At 62.7% G+C, this 15,753-nt stretch carries 17 protein-coding genes; 6 read left to right on the top strand and 11 right to left on the bottom strand.

The genetic code is table 11. The annotated features are described in order from the left end of the window. Positions 1 to 14 precede the first annotated feature (14 nt). Positions 15 to 1,334, bottom strand: coding sequence for an FtsK/SpoIIIE domain-containing protein (locus AB0K18_RS48815; protein WP_364929591.1), 1,320 nt, complete (start codon positions 1,332 to 1,334; stop codon positions 15 to 17). Next, positions 1,327 to 1,656 carry a hypothetical protein gene (locus tag AB0K18_RS48810; protein WP_364929587.1) on the bottom strand — a complete coding sequence of 110 codons (330 nt, stop codon included), beginning with the start codon at positions 1,654 to 1,656 and terminating at the stop codon, positions 1,327 to 1,329. Before AB0K18_RS48810 ends, AB0K18_RS48815 begins: the two co-directional genes overlap by 8 nt. Positions 1,657 to 1,760: 104 nt before the next feature. Between AB0K18_RS48810 and AB0K18_RS48805 the strand changes: the two genes are divergently transcribed. Next, on the top strand, positions 1,761 to 2,132 hold the full coding sequence (locus AB0K18_RS48805) for a winged helix-turn-helix domain-containing protein (protein WP_364929584.1): 372 nt from the start codon (positions 1,761 to 1,763) through the stop codon (positions 2,130 to 2,132). On the opposite strand, the gene AB0K18_RS48800 is transcribed toward AB0K18_RS48805, so the two are convergent. Continuing rightward, positions 2,092 to 2,283, bottom strand: a complete 192-nt coding sequence (locus AB0K18_RS48800; RefSeq protein WP_364929581.1) for a hypothetical protein — start codon at positions 2,281 to 2,283, stop codon at positions 2,092 to 2,094. The two genes, AB0K18_RS48805 and AB0K18_RS48800, sit on opposite strands and share 41 nt — an antisense overlap. After that, entirely contained in the window at positions 2,280 to 2,495 is a 216-nt protein-coding gene (locus AB0K18_RS48795) for a hypothetical protein (RefSeq protein WP_364929578.1), read from the bottom strand. Before AB0K18_RS48795 ends, AB0K18_RS48800 begins: the two co-directional genes overlap by 4 nt. 152 nt (positions 2,496 to 2,647) lie before the next feature. On the opposite strand from AB0K18_RS48795, the gene AB0K18_RS48790 reads away from it, so the two are divergent. Both AB0K18_RS48790 and AB0K18_RS48785 read left to right on the top strand, forming a co-directional pair. Further along, positions 2,648 to 3,388, top strand: a complete 741-nt coding sequence (locus AB0K18_RS48790) for an XRE family transcriptional regulator (protein ID WP_364929575.1) — start codon at positions 2,648 to 2,650, stop codon at positions 3,386 to 3,388. Between the two features lie 2 nt (positions 3,389 to 3,390). Further along, positions 3,391 to 3,867, top strand: a complete 477-nt coding sequence (locus AB0K18_RS48785) for an NUDIX domain-containing protein (RefSeq protein ID WP_364929573.1) — start codon at positions 3,391 to 3,393, stop codon at positions 3,865 to 3,867. Here the strand turns inward: AB0K18_RS48785 and AB0K18_RS48780 are convergent. The 3 genes from AB0K18_RS48780 to AB0K18_RS48770 are packed head-to-tail and all read right to left on the bottom strand — an operon-like array spanning position 3,835 to position 5,292. Continuing rightward, on the bottom strand, positions 3,835 to 4,401 hold the full coding sequence (locus AB0K18_RS48780; protein ID WP_364929569.1) for an HD domain-containing protein: 567 nt from the start codon (positions 4,399 to 4,401) through the stop codon (positions 3,835 to 3,837). The genes AB0K18_RS48785 and AB0K18_RS48780 overlap by 33 nt on opposite strands. A gap of 47 nt (positions 4,402 to 4,448) precedes the next feature. Then, positions 4,449 to 4,901 carry a GntR family transcriptional regulator gene (locus AB0K18_RS48775; protein WP_364929565.1) on the bottom strand — a complete coding sequence of 151 codons (453 nt, stop codon included), beginning with the start codon at positions 4,899 to 4,901 and terminating at the stop codon, positions 4,449 to 4,451. Positions 4,902 to 4,938: 37 nt separating this feature from the next. Beyond that, on the bottom strand, positions 4,939 to 5,292 hold the full coding sequence (locus tag AB0K18_RS48770) for a hypothetical protein (RefSeq protein WP_364929563.1): 354 nt from the start codon (positions 5,290 to 5,292) through the stop codon (positions 4,939 to 4,941). A 148-nt stretch (positions 5,293 to 5,440) separates the two neighbouring features. Here AB0K18_RS48770 and AB0K18_RS48765 point away from each other — a divergent pair, with 148 nt between their 5' ends. Further along, positions 5,441 to 6,169, top strand: coding sequence for an XRE family transcriptional regulator (locus AB0K18_RS48765; protein ID WP_364929558.1), 729 nt, complete (start codon positions 5,441 to 5,443; stop codon positions 6,167 to 6,169). An 89-nt stretch (positions 6,170 to 6,258) separates the two neighbouring features. Here the strand turns inward: AB0K18_RS48765 and AB0K18_RS48760 are convergent, their stop codons facing one another. Beyond that, positions 6,259 to 8,046 carry an IS481 family transposase gene (locus AB0K18_RS48760; protein ID WP_364929555.1) on the bottom strand — a complete coding sequence of 596 codons (1,788 nt, stop codon included), beginning with the start codon at positions 8,044 to 8,046 and terminating at the stop codon, positions 6,259 to 6,261. 457 nt (positions 8,047 to 8,503) lie between these two features. Between AB0K18_RS48760 and AB0K18_RS48755 the strand changes: the two genes are divergently transcribed. Next, positions 8,504 to 9,142 carry a hypothetical protein gene (locus AB0K18_RS48755; protein ID WP_364929550.1) on the top strand — a complete coding sequence of 213 codons (639 nt, stop codon included), beginning with the start codon at positions 8,504 to 8,506 and terminating at the stop codon, positions 9,140 to 9,142. Positions 9,143 to 9,715: 573 nt separating this feature from the next. Continuing rightward, entirely contained in the window at positions 9,716 to 11,962 is a 2,247-nt protein-coding gene (locus AB0K18_RS48750; protein ID WP_364929547.1) for a hypothetical protein, read from the top strand. Positions 11,963 to 12,367: 405 nt separating this feature from the next. Here AB0K18_RS48750 and AB0K18_RS48745 read toward each other — a convergent pair whose 3' ends face one another. The 3 genes from AB0K18_RS48745 to AB0K18_RS48735 all read right to left on the bottom strand — a co-directional run bounded on the left by AB0K18_RS48745 (position 12,368) and on the right by AB0K18_RS48735 (position 15,286). After that, positions 12,368 to 13,279: a DUF4238 domain-containing protein gene (locus AB0K18_RS48745; RefSeq protein ID WP_364929545.1), complete on the bottom strand. Its 912-nt coding sequence runs from the start codon at positions 13,277 to 13,279 to the stop codon at positions 12,368 to 12,370. Between the two features lie 507 nt (positions 13,280 to 13,786). Then, positions 13,787 to 14,242, bottom strand: coding sequence for a hypothetical protein (locus AB0K18_RS48740; RefSeq protein ID WP_364929542.1), 456 nt, complete (start codon positions 14,240 to 14,242; stop codon positions 13,787 to 13,789). A gap of 351 nt (positions 14,243 to 14,593) precedes the next feature. Continuing rightward, positions 14,594 to 15,286 carry a hypothetical protein gene (locus tag AB0K18_RS48735; RefSeq protein WP_364929539.1) on the bottom strand — a complete coding sequence of 231 codons (693 nt, stop codon included), beginning with the start codon at positions 15,284 to 15,286 and terminating at the stop codon, positions 14,594 to 14,596. Positions 15,287 to 15,753 lie beyond the last annotated feature (467 nt).

The raw sequence follows: 15,753 nt of genomic DNA, 5'->3' as shown, positions 1-15,753 counted from the left end.
CCTCCCTTCGTGGTTCAGGCGTTGATGGCCTGCGGGAGGTGGGCGGTGATCTCGTCCCAGGCGGGGGCGAGGTGGGCGTGGGTGCGGGCGGCGTGTTCGGCTGTCTGCTCGGTGACGTAGAAGGAGCGGGCGCGGTACCACTGACCGTCCTGGGAGGCGACGATGGCGACGCCGGGTGTCTCGGCGGCGATGGCGCGGGCGGAGACCAGGGCGGCGGGGTCGAGGTCGCCGAGCGTCATGGTGGCGGTCTCTGGGTCGTTGACCCGGTGGCAGATGCGTCCGGAGCACTGGGCGCGCAGGGCGGTGACACCGGGGCCGAGGTCGGAGCCGATCCTTTGGCCGCAGCAGAACAGGTAGATGCCGAACGCGCGCCCGAGTTGGGCCACGCGCAGGAGCGCGGTTGACGTTTTGGCGATCTCGTCCTTCTCGGACTTGTCGGCCATCAGGTAGAGCTCGGCCAGCTCGTCGACCAGGACGACGGCCGGGACCGGGCGGACGCCGGGCGGGAGTTGCCAGATGTTGCGGGCGCCGGCCTGGCGGCACAGCCCCATCCGGTCGATCATCAGCGCGACCAAGTCATCCAGGAGGCCGACGGACTCGGCCCGTGAGGTGGCCAGCGCCGATAGCCGCGGGCTGTATGGGGTGAACTCCACTCCGCCTTTGAGGTCGAAGCCGACCAGGGCGACCGGTTGCGGGGCGAGACCGACGATGAGCGCGTTGGCCAGGTTGGACTTGCCGGACTGGGTGGCCCCCGCGTTGATCCAGTGCGGCACGGTACGGAAGTCGATGATCCACGGTTTGCCGGTCTCCAGCCGCCCCACGGTCACCTTGAGCAGCTCAGGCGAAGGCTGGAGTTCGTCCACTTTCACCAGCGGGTCGCGCATGGTCGCCATGAGGACGACCCGGCCCGGCCCAGGCGAGGACACCCGGATGGCGTGGACGCCCCAGGAGTGGGCCAGCCGTTCGGCAGCGTCGGCGTAGTCGCCAGGTGTCTGGCCTTCCAGGGTGTGGATGGTGACGCGCCAGCCGTGCCGGGTCGGCAGGGGCAGCCACATGAATGGTTTGGTGTCCACGGCGATGCGCTGCCACTTGCGCCGGACGCGGACGACGCCGGTGGAGGCGACCAGGCCGGGGACGGTGGTGAACCAGAAGCGCTGCCGCTTCTTGGTCAGGCCGCAGCCGAGGGCGACCCGCCGCCACGAGGCCCGTACCGACAGGGCGACGAGCGGGAAGCCGAGCGCGAGCCAGAAGGACGGGTGGTGGTAGCGGCGCCAGGCCCACAGCCCGGCCGCGAGGGCGGCCAGGACTGCGAGCATCTGCAGCGCGTCATGCATCGGCCGTCTCCTTGATGGGGAGCAGGGCGTTGGCGCGGTAGGCGATGCCCCATCGGCCGGCGATTTCCCAGACGTAGCCGAGCAGGCCGATGGCGTTGACCTGGTCGCCGACGGTGATGGGCGGTTCGCCGGTGATGCCGATCTTGACGAGTTCGATCCGGCCGAACTCGTCCTCGACGGAGACAGTGACCTCGTAGACGGTGTTGCCGTTCTTGTCGGTCTTGATCTCGCCGGTGTCCTTGTTGAGCACTCGCGGGCGCGGGCCCTTGACGCAGGTGATGGCGAGCTTGCTGACATCCACAGGGATCGGGACGGAACGCATGGGCTGTGACCTCCTCTTTCGTCGTTCACCAACATAGTTAACCTAGTTGGCTTGGTTGTCAACGTCTTCTCGGTTGGCTTGGTTGAACTTTCGTGATGTGATGGATGGCGATGGTCCGCAACACCGGGCGCCCCGGCTACCTCCAGATCGCCGACGATCTCCGCGTGCAGATCCAAGGCGGTTCTCTCGCGCCCGGAACCCCGCTGCCCTCCACCGCCCAACTCGCCGAGCAGTACGACGCCTCGCTGAGCGTGGTGAAGATGGCCGTCGGCATCCTGCGCAATGAAGGCCTCGTGATCGGCCAGCAGGGCAAGGGCGTCTTCGTCCGCGACGCCGACGAGCGCCCCGCCGGCGACGAGCAGGCCGACCTGGCCGAGCTGCGCGCCACCGTGCGGGACCTGTCGGTACGGCTGGCGAAGGTCGAGGAGCAGTTGGCTACGTCCACGTCACGCCGTCCCGGACGTAGCAGCCAGTAACCTTCCGCGCCAGCGAGGCCGCAGCCCCGCCGGAGTGCCTGCGCAGGCTCAGGGCCTTGTCCTGGCGGCGGATGCCGACCAGGACCATCACGTAGCCGACCAGCACGGTGGCACTGAGCAGGACGGCGATGATCAGCGGAAGCCAGCTCACGTCCAGCTCACCCCCATCGCGGCCGCAGCGCGGGGACCGCGCGGGGGACGCCTGGTCTCGCTCCGCCGCCGGTTGCGCCGGTTCCTGGCCCGCTCCTTACGCGCCCACCGGCTGCGCGCCAGGCACTTGGAGCATCGGGTCTGCCCCTCGGTCAGGGCGTTGCCGCACTCGCAGGCGGGCGTCTCGCCGGGGATGGTGATCTCGTTGATCATTGCTGCATCTCCGCCTTCGGTTGCTGCCGTTGTGGCGTTGTGCAACCGAGAATGCGACGCAGAGTCAGGACGAGATCACTACACGACGGGACATGTTCAAGACGTCCGGCCTACGATGGCCAGGTCCCCGGACGTCCTTGGGAGCAGGTGAGATGGCGAACGAACGGCTACGCGCGGCGCTGTTGCAGAAGGGCGCGAGCATCGCGGACCTGGCCGAGGCGATCGAGGTCGATCCCAAGACCGTCGAGCGGTGGATCACCAAGGGCCGCGAGCCGTACAGAAAGCACCGCTTTGCCACGGCCTCCTACCTGGGCGTGGACGAGACCTACCTGTGGCCGCAGGCCCTCTCTCGCGAACAGGTGGTCGCCGCGTCCGAGAGCGAGGTCCTGGCGATCTACCCGCACCGGTGGGCCGTGCCGCGGGACGCGTGGGGACGTCTGTTCACCGCCGCGTCCGAGGAGATCGGCGTCCTGGTCTACAGCGGGTTGTTCCTCGCCGACGACGCCGCGATGGTGCGCCTGCTCGGGGAGAAGGCGCGTGCGGGCGTCCGGGTGCGCATCCTGCTCGGCGACCCGGACTGCGCCGAGGTCGCTCAGCGCGGTCAGGACGAGGGTGTGGGGGACGGCATGGCCTCGCAGATCCGTACCGCTCTGGTGCTCTACCGGCCGCTGTTCGGCCTGGACAACTTCGAGCTGCGGCTGCATCAGACGATCCTGTACAACTCGATCTACCGGGCCGATGACGACTACCTGGTCAACATGCACGTGTACGGCATGCGCGCCGGGAACGCCCCCGTGCTCCATCTGCGTCGGGTGGCCGGTGGGGAGATGGTCACCACCTACGCCGACAGCTTCGAGAAGGTCTGGGCCGCAGCCGTCCCGGTGGAGTCCTGACCATGGCCAAGCGCATCGACTTCTACGACGACCCCGCCGCGCCCGCGCCGAACAGCCTGGTCCCGTCCGTGAACGTCATCGTCACCAACACGGCCGGGGACGTCCTGGTGATCCGCCGCAGCGACAACGACAACTGGGCCGTGCCCGGCGGCGCCGTCGACCTCGGCGAGTCCATCCCCGCGGCGGCCGTCCGCGAGACGGCCGAGGAGACCGGCATCACGTGTGAGATCACCGGCCTGGTCGGCACCTACAGCGACCCTCGGCACGTGATCCTCTACACCTCCAACGGTGAGGCCCGCCAAGAGTTCTCCATCGTCCTGACCGGCCGCGCCATCGAGGGCGAGCCGACCCCGAGCGAGGAGTCCCGAGAGGTCCGCTGGGTACCCCGGAACGAGATCATGTCGCTGCCCATGGACCCGTCGATGCGAATGCGGATCGAGCACTACCTAACCGGCGCCGGCCTGCCGCACATCGGATAGCGCGGCCTCCACCGACCGCACCGACGACACGATGCACGGCGTGGCATCCGTAATCGACCTGCTGACCACATGCTCGGGCCCGTACCGCGAATGGATCTCGGCCAACCGGTCGAGGACGTCCAAGTGCCGGCCGTCCGGGCCGGTGGTCATGTCGCAGTAGGTGAGCGCTCTAGCCAGGTCTGGCCGTTCCTGGTCGAACTCCTTGACCAGGACATCGAACAGGTCCCGCTGCCGGGCCTCGTTGTCCGCACATGAGTGATAGGCCACCAGACGGCACAGCCGCTCATCCGCCCTGGCCACGTCGCGCAGATAGCGGGCACCGTCGAGCTGATGCATGCCGGTGTCCACGAGGTCCGGGGCGTACCCGATGTCATGCAACAGACAGGCGGCTATCAACGTGTCGGTGTCCGCACCGAGCACCGCAGCCAAGGACTCGGCCCGCTCGGCAACCCCCTGGGTGTGTGCCCACCGCCGGGGCAACGTCGTCTCCAGCAGGTCCTTGGCCAGGCCATATGCCCATTCGGTATGTCCCACGTGCCTCACGATAGGCACGAAATCCGGTGCAAAACGCCGTGAGGCGGTTAGACGTCCTGGGACGTCTTCCCCGTCGGCGGTTCATGCCGGACGAACCTCCCCCGCCCCTGCTCCGTCACGATCAGGCCTTCTCGTTCCAGCACGGCCATCGCCTGCCGCACGGTGTTGCGCGAGATCGTGAGCTCCCGCTGAAGCTTGGCCTCGCTGGGCAATGCCGCACCTGGAGCGAGGTCACCCCGCTCGATCTGCTCACGCAGCAATGCGGCAACCACCTGATAGCGGTACGGGACGGCCGTATCTTCCCCGGCGGCCACGCGTCCCTTGGACGGAACCGTGACCAGCAACCCCTCCTCCTCCAGGATCGCCAGCCCACGCCGCACCGTGTTGCGCGCCACCCCGAACTCCCGGCACAGCTCCGCCTCCGAGGGCAGCGCCTGACCCGGAGCGAACTCACCCGACCGGAAACGCTCCCGCATCCGATCAGCGATCTGGACGTACACCCGCCCGCCGGTCAGCCACCGCCCCGTAGCCACAGGTCTAGCCGCGGTAGGCATCGAGCAGCTTGTTCAGATCGACGGTGAGCTCTCCCTGCTCCCCGTCCGCCCACCCCTTCTGCGCGGCCTCCTCGATCCGGTCCACCGCGACGGCCATCTGCAGAAACGACACCCTCTCGTCCTGCTGATCACCCCAGTAGAACCAGCAGAACGGCAGGTGCACGAACACCCGCCGCACCCGGCACCGGCTGTCGGTCACATCCAGCGCCGGCCGCCCGTCCTGGGTGACGACCAACACGTGCGTGACGCCCCGCGCGCCGAGCTGCTCGCCCAGCGCGACCAGCAGCCGCTCCGCGTACGCCCGCTGCTGCTCCTTGATGGCCTGACTCTTGCGCACCCTCGTCCTCCCTGACGTCTCGTGCGGTTCCGTACGTCGAGCTTCGCCCCGAGGCCAGGGGCGGGAACACCGCAACTTGGGGACGTCTAGGGACGTCTGATGCTAACGTCGCAGCACAGGGTCGTTCTGCGAGAGGAGCAGCCCGGTCATGAACAACAACCTCCGCTACGCACTGGCCGCCGCCCGGCTCAACCCCACCGATGTTGCCGCCGCCCTGGCCGTCGACCCCAAAACCGTCAGCCGCTGGCTCAACGGCCGCACCCCCTACCCTCGGCACCGCTGGGCCGTCGCCGACCTCCTCAACGTTGACGAAGCCGACCTATGGCCAGAATCCGCCCCGAGAGGCCAGGCACTCGCCGACGGCGTACAGGCGATCTACCCCCACCGCTGGGCCATCCCACAGACCGTCTGGCGCAACCTCTTCAATAGCGCCAACGAAGAGATCGACATCCTCGCCTACAGCGCCTTGTTCCTCGCAGAAGACCATGCCACCCTGCGCATCCTCACCGAACGAGCCCAGACCGGCGTCAACGTCCGCATCCTCCTCGGCGACCCCGAAGCCCCGGAAATCGCCACACGCGGAGCCAACGAAGGGATCGGATCCGAGGTGATGGCAGCCCGGGTCAAGAACGCGCTCACGCTGTACTGGCCGCTAATCGACGTCCCCGGCATCGAAATCCGACTCCACTGCACGGTGCTCTACAACTCCATCTACCGCGCAGACGATCAGCTACTGATCAACACCCACGCCTACGGCACCCCAGCAGCCAACGCCCCTGTCATGCACCTCAACCGGACGGAGGACCAGGGGCCGGCAAGCACGTACCTGACCAGCTTCAACCGCATTTGGACCGTGGCCCAGCGCCGCGACAAGTAACCCAAGCCTCACCAGACACAGCTTCGGCCAGGTGTCTAGTCCCATGAGATGCCTGACGTTTCTGTCCCACGACATCGGCGACAGGTGATCTAGGAAACATGGCCGACCTTGTACGGCCGATGAGCTTTGACGTTGCGGACCGGAAGATCGGTGGTGCGGTGCACCGTGCGCGGCCCCTCGTCCAGATCGATGGTCAGCGTGGTGTCGCTGACGTGCACCGTGACGACCCGGCCGACATACAGCCGGCCGAGGGAGACTCTCTGCCGGGTCACCATGATCACACCGAAGGCGTTCGCGCGGCGCTGCACCGTGACCGGTGACCGCTCCGGCACCGGCGGCGGACCGGCCGGGCGAGCACCACGCAACTGCAGGCACTTGGCCCAAATCAGCGGATTCGGCCGGACCCGCAGCAGCTGCCGGGACTCAGGATCGAGGAACATCAGCGTGTTCTCCTCGATCCGGATGGTGACCCGGCGCCCGCCCAGGATCTCCGCGGCCAGCAGATACCGGCCGGCCAGACTGACCATGCCGTACTTGTTCACCGTCCGCTCGATCTCCACCACCGCATCGTTCTCCGCCTGCGGCAGCGGCGACGGCCCCGCCACCCGGCCACCATCGGCGAACAACCGGGCCAGATCACTGGTCGACAGATGCGAACGCAGGCTCTTCAACCGCACCCCGCCCACCAGCAGATGGATCACGTTCACATCCGCCCAGAACGTGATCACCAGACCGGCGCGGGCCGGACCCAGCCAGAACTGCTTGCCCGCCACCCCCAGATTGCCGCTGGCCGGCACCACCCGCTCGAACTCGACCGGCCCATCCGACCACGACACCGCTGGAGCCGCCGGCTGCCCGGCCACCGGCACGTCCTCGTCGCTGCTCTTCGGCTTGGGCCTTGCAGCAGCGGCGTCGGCAGGAGCCGGATCCGGCGCGGCGGTCAGGATCGCCGGCAGGCGCAACGGCAGCAACTCCCGCTCCACAGCACCCACCGGGCTGAACCGGTCAGCGGGGACCGCCATGTCCAGGCTCTGATGCGGACGGGCAGTGTTGTAATGCTCCACCCACGCATCCAGCGCTGCCTGGAAGGCGGCCAGGTCCTCGAACGGGCCGGCGTCATCCAGCAGCTCGCGGCGCAGCGTCTGGTGGAAACGCTCCACCTTGCCCGTCGTCGTCGGCGAGCGCGGCTGCGTCAGCCGATGCACGATCGCGTTGTCCCGGCAGATCCGGTCGAACAGCACCTCACCACCATGACCGAACCGCGCGGTGAACTGCTTGCCGTTGTCCGTCAGCACCTCACCCGGCGCCCCGAACGCCCGCAACGCCTCAGTGAAGGCCAAACACACGGCCCGGCCGGTGGCCCGCACCACCGCCTTGGCGATCACACAAAACCGCGAATGGTCATCCACCCCGGTGACCACCTTCACCTCACGTCCGTCGGCCAAGAACACGCCGCCGACGATGTCCATCTGCCATAACTCCATCGGCGCCTCCCGCTGCCAGCGCCGATAGATCCGCTTGCGCCGCCCCGCACCAGGCTCGATCAGCCCGTGACGCACCAGCGCTCGATACACCCCCATCCGCGACGGCGGCGGATCCACACCCCGGCGGCCGGCCTCATGCGCCAGCCGGACCGGACCCCACCGCGGATGCCGGCGCCGAAGCTCACACACCAGCACCTCCACCTCCGCCCGCATCTGTGACGGAGACGAATGAGGCCGCCGCGAGCGATCCACCAGCCCGCCCAGCCCCGACTCCCGATAACGCGACACCCACCCGGACAACGTCTGCCGCGCCACCCCCACCTCCCGGGCGACCTCGGTCACCGACGCGCCGGCCAGCACCGCCAGCACAGCCCGATACCGCTGCTCCACCACAGACATATCCACCAGGGCCAATCCCGGCCTCCCGACGCACGACGCCGCAACGACGCACGACAGACTGGCCGATAACGGCACCTGTCGCCCATGTCCTGGGACTCATCCGTCAAGCATGTCCCGGGACAACACACACAACTACGGCCAGACCAGAAAGCAACTTCTCTCCACGTCATCAAGCCGCCGCCCGATGGGCGGCGGGCGGCCGGGCGGTCCGGGCGGGCGTGCGGCCTCTCCGGGCCGGTCCCGCCCGGCCACCCTGCCGCACCATCGAACGCAGGCAGAACCACGCGCAGGACATTCACCAGCACCAGGCGAAACGCCGGCCCCGGATCTAGTCGATGAGGTCAGAGAGTCCTTCCGGCGACTCCGGCGCCGAGGTGATCGGGTTGAGGTGCTGTATGTGGTTTAAATAACCGTGCGAGGTGATAAGCGATCAAGAGTACTATCGGGGCTCATGGGAAACAACAGCTCGGACCTTCGTTTCGGCATCAAGGTCAAGGGATTACGGTCGCGCACATGGCGTGTCCGCTCGGGGGCCAGAAAGCCTGAACTATTCATGGAGCGAGAGGGGCTTGAGAAGGCGGGGCATATCAGCCTTCATGAATCTGGAGCCTGGCACTACAAGAGGAACAAGATCAAAAGCGTAGCTTGGACCCGTCCAGCAGAGATTGCAGCAGGATTCACCCGCGCGGTTCTGATCGTTCAACCCGCCGCCGTTGCCATGATCTCGCATCCGGAGCCTGACGACGCAAAGATGATCGAGACGGATGAATATTCGGACCCCATCAACTTCGACGTCTTCATCGAACAGTCCGGGGTAGATCTCTCTACCTGGCCGGGTAGGACTTCGATGGGCACGATCTTCGTTGGAAGGATCGCTCTCGCGAACAATGCAGGATGGTGTTCCGTGGTAGCCCGTCGCGCGCCCGTTGCCATTCAGCCCTTCGAGTGCGCTCGACCGGATGAAGCCACGATCGCGAAGATGCGAGAGCACGCCGAGCAAGGTCAGCTCTATGTGACGTCCATACACGACGTATCAGACGGAGCAATGGCTTTCGTAGACGGCCGAGTGATCTTAACCGCTCATACATGAACACTTAGCTGGATCCGCATCGCAGTGGTCGAGGCCGTGACGATCGCTCACTTCGGTACTCATCATTGTGGTCGGGGCGATCGGCTGCCGCGGACCGACTTCGTCGGCCCTTGCCACCGAGCCCGAGCGCTTATGCCTCCTGTACAGCAACCAGTGCGGTCATTCGTTCCGGCCATCAGATTCGTTGTTTCTTCTAAGGAGGATCTTGAGGATCTGACGAGCGTCGCGACGTCGTTGCGCGCTACGGGATATGACGCCCACTACAGCCATGACCCCAACGAGACAGCTGTATATGAGCCCTACGACGCTGCTGATGTACACGGCACTTGCTAGCGCTGACACTGAGCTACTCCCTACACATTGGCCAACCTGGAGGCCGGCGCACGTGCTAAGTAGGCCCTATGCAGCGATGCCCTGCCATCTCGGCCAGGCCGCTTGCGCACAAGTCCTCAGGTCAAGGATGCTATGCGAGGTGTCCGGTCCGGTCCGGACCGGATGGGTCGCTACAGGAGAAGAGCCTTGACGAGTCAGGATGGAAGCATCCAGGAGCCACGATCCTTGCTGGCTAGCCGGTTGGAAGAGTTGTGGAAACTGGCAGGAACGCCCTTACTCGACTCAGTCGCTCGCACAGCTGCTCGTTACGGAGAAGCATCCCGACAGCCGACTGGAAAACGCATCAGTGCCTGGAAAACTGGAGAAAACGTTCCAAGCTCTTTCAAAGAGCTAAAACCTGTCCTTCGGGCTCTCATTAGTATGGCGCGAGCGCGCAAAGGCCATCCCGGTGGAGCACAGCATCTCTACAGCTTCGAAGCATGGGAGGCTCTCTGGAGTGAAGCTAAAGAATCACCAGTTGGTCATGTCAAGAACATAATCAACACCGGCATCTTGGGCCTCCCAATCGTTTCAGCAGATCCAATTGAGCTTGAGGTTCACCCTTCGATCGAGATAATAAGTGCAGAAACAAACGATAATGCTCCCGTCCTTCCGCTATACGTGAAGCGAGCCCATGATCACGGGCTGGAAAGCATTATCGATAAAAGTGCGGATCACAGCTCGATATGCGTTTTGGTCGGAGGTTCTTCGACCGGCAAGACGCGGGCGTGCTGGGAGGCCGTTAAATCGCTCGGTAGCCACTGGCGCATCTGGCATCCGCTGACTCCTAGTAGACATGAGGCGCTACTAAACGCCCTTAGGCGCAAGCAGATATCGCCATACACCGTTCTATGGTTGAATGAAATCCAGTTCTACTTGAATCCTTCTCCTTCAAATCTAGGTGAGGAGATCGCTGCCGAGTTGAGGGAGTTGATCAAAGATCCTGCCCGCGGACCGGTAATTATCCTTGGCACATGTTGGCCTGAACATTGGCAGACCCTTACGCTTCGGCCGGACCCTACAAAACCTGACCTTCATTCTCAAGCAAGGGCGCTACTGACCGGACAACACGTCCTAGTTCCTGATGAGTTCTTGGGCGAAGAGATCGAGCGCTTGAGCAGAGAGGCATCGCGCGATCGGCGACTGAAGGAGGCTACTGCAAAAGGAAATAGGCGAGTCACCCAATTCTTGGCGGGCGCGCTAGAGCTGGTTAACCGGTATGAAACGCTACCTATAATAGCGCGCAGTCTTATCCACGTGATGATGGATGTGCGCAGGCTTGGATACAAGGGAACGATCTCCGAAGAGTTTCTTCGAAGTGCGGTCCAAGGATACATGCATGAAGATGTATGGGCTGGAGTCAAGCGCGACTGGTTTAAGAAAGCGGTAAAACAATCGCGAAAGCCATGCCTTGGAGTGTCCGGCCCTCTCCGATTGAGGCGAGTGGGCGCAGTCGGCAAGCCCACATACGATTTGGCCGACTACCTAGATGAAATTGGCCGAATTGTGCGACGGGAAGAATTTCCGCCCGCCAGTTTTTGGACCTCATCGGTCAAACACTTGCGTGATGCTAACGGTTTGCTTGACCTGGCCTATGAGGCGCAAATACGAGGTCGATTGAACTATGCAGCCCTCATGTACTTGCAGGCAGCAAACCTCGGAGAACTCGAAGCGATTTTGTACGTCGCAGAGCATCGTAGAGCTGCTGGCGCGATAGACGAGGCCAGAAAACTATTCAGCCATGCGGCTGACAAGGGTATTGAGGATGCGTGGCTATACCTGGCTCAGATTGAAAAGGATCACGGCGATGAGAAGGCTGCAGCTCGCATATTGGGCCAAGTAGGCGATAAGGCGCTAGCAGCGAGGCTCGCTATCTACTTGACAGAACCTGGACAGAATAAAGAGCATGCACTCCGCCTTCTAGAGCAAGCGTTTAACCTATCTCCGAAGAAATCTTTGACCGATCTAGATCTTTCGCACGATGAAGGTGGTCTGCGAGACCTACTTCGCCAGGCATGGCACAGCGTAGAGGCGATGGACGAGAAATTTGGAGCCCTTAGAGTAGCGGCAGAGAATCTACGCAATGCCGAAGAGGAGCGTTTGGAGATCGAAGATGACTTGATTGAAGAAATCAAAGACGACGAGGAATCCTTCGCGTGGATTTCAAGTCATCTCCTCAATCAGGCGGACAATGGGGATGCCGATGCTCTCTTGTTGCTGGCAAAGGCGTGGCGCGCCGTTGGAGACTCCGGGAAAGCGAAGCAATATATGATGATAGCCATTAATCAGGGCTATGCCGACAGGGTAACTGGTTCTAACGCGCTCGCCATTCTGGCTGACTTGGAAGGCAGTGAAGAGCACCCCGATTTGGCCAGGCAGATTCTCTGTTATGGCCTAGAAGTCGATGGATCTCCGGCTTCTCAATGGAGTGTCTCTATAGAGGAGTGATCTTGGTATTTCTTGATGATGACTTATCTACAAGTTTTTGCACAATGCAGCGTTGCGGATTGTGTAAGTTGGCCCACTCACTCATCGCGCAGACGAAGTGCCTGCCATCGGCCGCGTTCAGTCACCGCAGTGTCCGGCTAACGCACTGAGGTCCGATGCTGCTAACGGAGATACTAACAACGGTCCTGGACGTTCATGGACCTTCGCGGACAGTGCCCGACGCTAGGGCGGCCTTGAGCAGCCATCGTCGCCTCATCTGGACGGGCCTGGACGATCAAGTTCTCACTCGCGTAGAGAAATGTGCTGGAATTCGTTCCTCCTATGATGTATCCGCAGGCTAGAGGCTCCGAGTGATCTATCGGTATAGCAACGGGTCCGAGCCCTACTAGGGTCTGCTGACCTGGCTCAGGTCTTCCCTGAGTAGCCGAAAAGGAACACAGGACTGATGGTTCGTTGGACCCAAAGATGCTCCTGTAGTTCCATGGCGAGGTCTTGATTTTCTGCCGCCCAGTCAGGAGCATGAGCTACAAACTCGCGACTATTAAACACGGTGAATTTATTGAATTCGCTGGCCCGGATTCTCCTTGCATCATTTCTGTCGCTAGATATGATTAGTCCCAGGCGTGACCCGAGCGGGACCGTCATGCGTCGGAAGCCGTGAAACCCTGCCCCTATTCCATGGTCCAGAAATTTTGATGGAATTTCTGGAACGAAGCCATCCCTTGCCCCTGAGAAGCATATGCTGGCATCGGAGACGATTAATGATGGATTCTTGGGGCGATAGCATGACCAATGCATATCGGGGCTAGTTAAAATTGCGACGAGATTATTCCAGGCGTCTTTGTAGTATGCATTGGGATCATGTCGAAGAGACCAGGGAAAAATAACCCGGTATCTTATATGCCTCAACATAATGGTTTGGTGAAGTTTTGCATCATTGTCGTGACCTAGAGTGCTCAATTCCTTTTCTGTGACATGAAGTAGAAACCTGCTCCGCTGCCATTGAAGTGCGAGAAACCACGCGATTGCTGGGCGGAGCTCGTCAGGAACTATTTTATGGTTCGATGTACTGAGTTTCGAGATGGCCGCTGCGGCTTCTGCTTCTATTTTGCTCATTTCGGTTTCGAGTGTTGTGTGATCTGGCTCGCTACCCGGCATCGTCATTGTGTGGCCCAGGTTTCGATGACCGATATTGCGGACGGTACTGGTGAAGATCACACCCCTAGTCACATGATGCACGGTGAGTTTCTCGCCCGAGCCAGCGAAGCGCCTCAGGAGAAACTGGGGAACGAAATGATGCTTTTTTGCGTGCGTCAACCTTAGCCCTCATCGCCTATCATCCCTACGACTCGCAGGGACGAATTTTCAGCACTCGCAGATCGCCTCGCCGCTTACATCGGTGAGGACAAGCCGCCGTGAATCTGCAGGAAGTCTATATCGTGGCGAGTTATAGACATCCTACAGATGGCCATACCAGCATAATGATTATTTATCAATCGGTTACTCCTCTAATGGATGATTGGAGACCACCCCGTTGCCGACATCGGTGGGCGACGGCCGGCCAGTCTCCGTACGCTCTGGGTCGATGGGGGACAAGGCACGAGCACAAAGCGGATCATGTTGTTACGCGCGCTCCAGGTGATCGAGATCCTGTATGGCGACAGCCGACAGAGAGGCGCGCCGCAGCTCACGGGAGAGCGTTGTACAGCAGTCCCGTACAGCAACACCGTCTTACACGATCACACTCCACCGCCCTGCATCTACCGCTTTACCAGGGCGCGAGTCCGCCGACGTGGGATGCGCCCTTCCCTACGGATCAGATGGTCAGGTGTCGTACACGCCATCCCATGGTTCGTAGAAACCGATGTTGTTCGGGTAGAACTCGGCGTGTTCTTCGCCTTCGAAGGTTTCGATGACCAGGCCGAACAGCACCCCGTCGAACGTGTGCTGGAAGGGCCGGATGGCGATGTCGTCGAAGCGAAGGCCCGGAAGCGCGTCGAGCCAGTGCTTCAGTCTCTCGTGAGCGAGGTCGACGCTTGCCCGATGGTCGTCCTCGGCACCCGTGTGCTCGATGCGCGAGTCGAGGTGGCGGCCGGCGGCATCGAAGGTGTGCAGAACGACGTACCAGCGCTTGTGTGCCTGCCAGTCGTCGGTGCGGGTGTAGCCCTCACGAAAGGCTGCGACGACGGAGCCGAAGAACTGACCGCCATCCCAATGGCCGATCGTGCCGGTGTGGTAGTCGGGTTCATAAACGATGGGGATGATCTCGGGGACTGCCATACGCGGGAGAGTAGCCATGAGGACCGACAACACTCCGGACTGTCATGATCTTGCTAACGCCGACGCTAACAACACCCTTGAACACCCCTGGACGGCTCTGGAGTCTCCGAGGCCGAGAATCCCTGATGACCAGGAGTTTCTGTCGGTGCTGGATAGTGGTGGACGTCTCTGGCCTTGCTACGGATCAGAAGGTTAGGGGTTCGAGTCCTCTCGGCCGCGCTCCAAGTCAAAGGCCCTTCGGGATGATCCCGGAGGGCCTTTTTCGTGGCCGTACAGCAGCGTCGTACAGCAACGCGGCCCGGCACAGCCGATCCCCCGCGAACAGCTCATGCCGACGGGACGCCGGCCGCTCTACTCAGCACCGTCGAGGCCCTCTCGTAGGCGGCGCACCCAATCCTCGGGGAAGACCTGCTCAAGCCGCTCCCTGCTGGTCTCCAGCAACCCCTCCTTCGCCAAGGGGAGGAGGGCGCCGTCCTGGACGGCCTTGTGGTTCTCGGGCGCGGGACAGATCAGGACGGCGAGGATCCGGCATCCTCGTTGGATCTCCTCGATCCCCGTCGTGTGGATCATGCTCTTGATGGGCTCCCATGCCGTCCGTACGGCGAGACCCACCAAAGCATCGAGCAGACCGCTGCGACCCTCGGCCTTCCGGGACTGCAGGATGACCGTCGTCACGTACTCCGGGATTCGGTCCATGGCCTTCGAGAGCTTTTCGATAGCCTCGGCCACGGCGGCGAGAAGGTCGCACCATAAATGACTGTTGAGTTGCCTCCTGGCCTCTCGTGGCCTGCTCCCGCCGAACCCCTTATCGAGTTCCTGGATTACGGGGCCGGCGAGAATGTCTCCGATTTCCTGGATGCGGTCGATGGTGTCCGGGTTTTCGGATAGCCAGTCAACGAGGTCGACCGTGGCACTATCGGTGGCTGCCGCCTGTCTGTCCTTGGACGGCTTGCGCCGCCCTACGGGAGGCCGAGTTCTGGCCCATGCAAGGTCACTGTCGTCTCTCGCCTTTTGACGAGCAACGGGAGAGGGGTCGCGGGCCAACGAGAGACCGTTGGTCCAGCCGTGCTGTGCCCCTCCGCAGGCGGAGCATCCGCAGTAATGCCCCTTGGCCCGCTCACAGATCACAGGGTGCGTCATTCGCTCTCCGCCTCGTCCGGCCTAGTGAACTGGCGCCTCGCCGAAGGCCCTATTCTTTTGAACCACAACCAGCGAGAAGTGAAATGACCCCCGCAGCCAGTCCGGCATATCCCTTCGGTTACGACGAATCGGGTGCACAGGCGTAGGCCCTCTGGGATATCCCAGAGGGCCTATAAGTGGTACCGAAAGATTAGTTATGTCTCGCTTGAACGGTCGAGGCTCTGATTGGGCCGTCAGGCGCCTTACGAGTTACGGGGCTGGGGGTCTGAGTGTAGATACACAGGTTGAATTCGTAGAGTCGGTCATGGCTTTGCCGGGGTATCGAGGGTGAGCCCGGTCTGGGTCAGACAGCCGGTGAGCAGGTGAGGCCG

The sequence above is a fragment of the Nonomuraea sp. NPDC049421 genome (assembly GCF_040677005.1).
GTDB lineage: Bacteria > Actinomycetota > Actinomycetes > Streptosporangiales > Streptosporangiaceae > Nonomuraea > Nonomuraea salmonea.
This window is presented reverse-complemented; position numbering and strand designations above follow the sequence as displayed.

Bases quoted from the DNA above. Each gene is read 5' to 3' on its own strand.
- AB0K18_RS48815 (WP_364929591.1), bottom strand. From the start codon at position 1,334: ATGCATGACGCGCTGCAGATGCTCGCAGTCCTGGCCGCCCTCGCGGCC.
- AB0K18_RS48810 (WP_364929587.1), bottom strand. From the start codon at position 1,656: ATGCGTTCCGTCCCGATCCCTGTGGATGTCAGCAAGCTCGCCATCACC.
- AB0K18_RS48805 (WP_364929584.1), top strand. From the start codon at position 1,761: ATGGCGATGGTCCGCAACACCGGGCGCCCCGGCTACCTCCAGATCGCC.
- AB0K18_RS48795 (WP_364929578.1), bottom strand. From the start codon at position 2,495: ATGATCAACGAGATCACCATCCCCGGCGAGACGCCCGCCTGCGAGTGC.
- AB0K18_RS48790 (WP_364929575.1), top strand. From the start codon at position 2,648: ATGGCGAACGAACGGCTACGCGCGGCGCTGTTGCAGAAGGGCGCGAGC.
- AB0K18_RS48785 (WP_364929573.1), top strand. From the start codon at position 3,391: ATGGCCAAGCGCATCGACTTCTACGACGACCCCGCCGCGCCCGCGCCG.
- AB0K18_RS48765 (WP_364929558.1), top strand. From the start codon at position 5,441: ATGAACAACAACCTCCGCTACGCACTGGCCGCCGCCCGGCTCAACCCC.
- AB0K18_RS48755 (WP_364929550.1), top strand. From the start codon at position 8,504: ATGGGAAACAACAGCTCGGACCTTCGTTTCGGCATCAAGGTCAAGGGA.
- AB0K18_RS48740 (WP_364929542.1), bottom strand. From the start codon at position 14,242: ATGGCAGTCCCCGAGATCATCCCCATCGTTTATGAACCCGACTACCAC.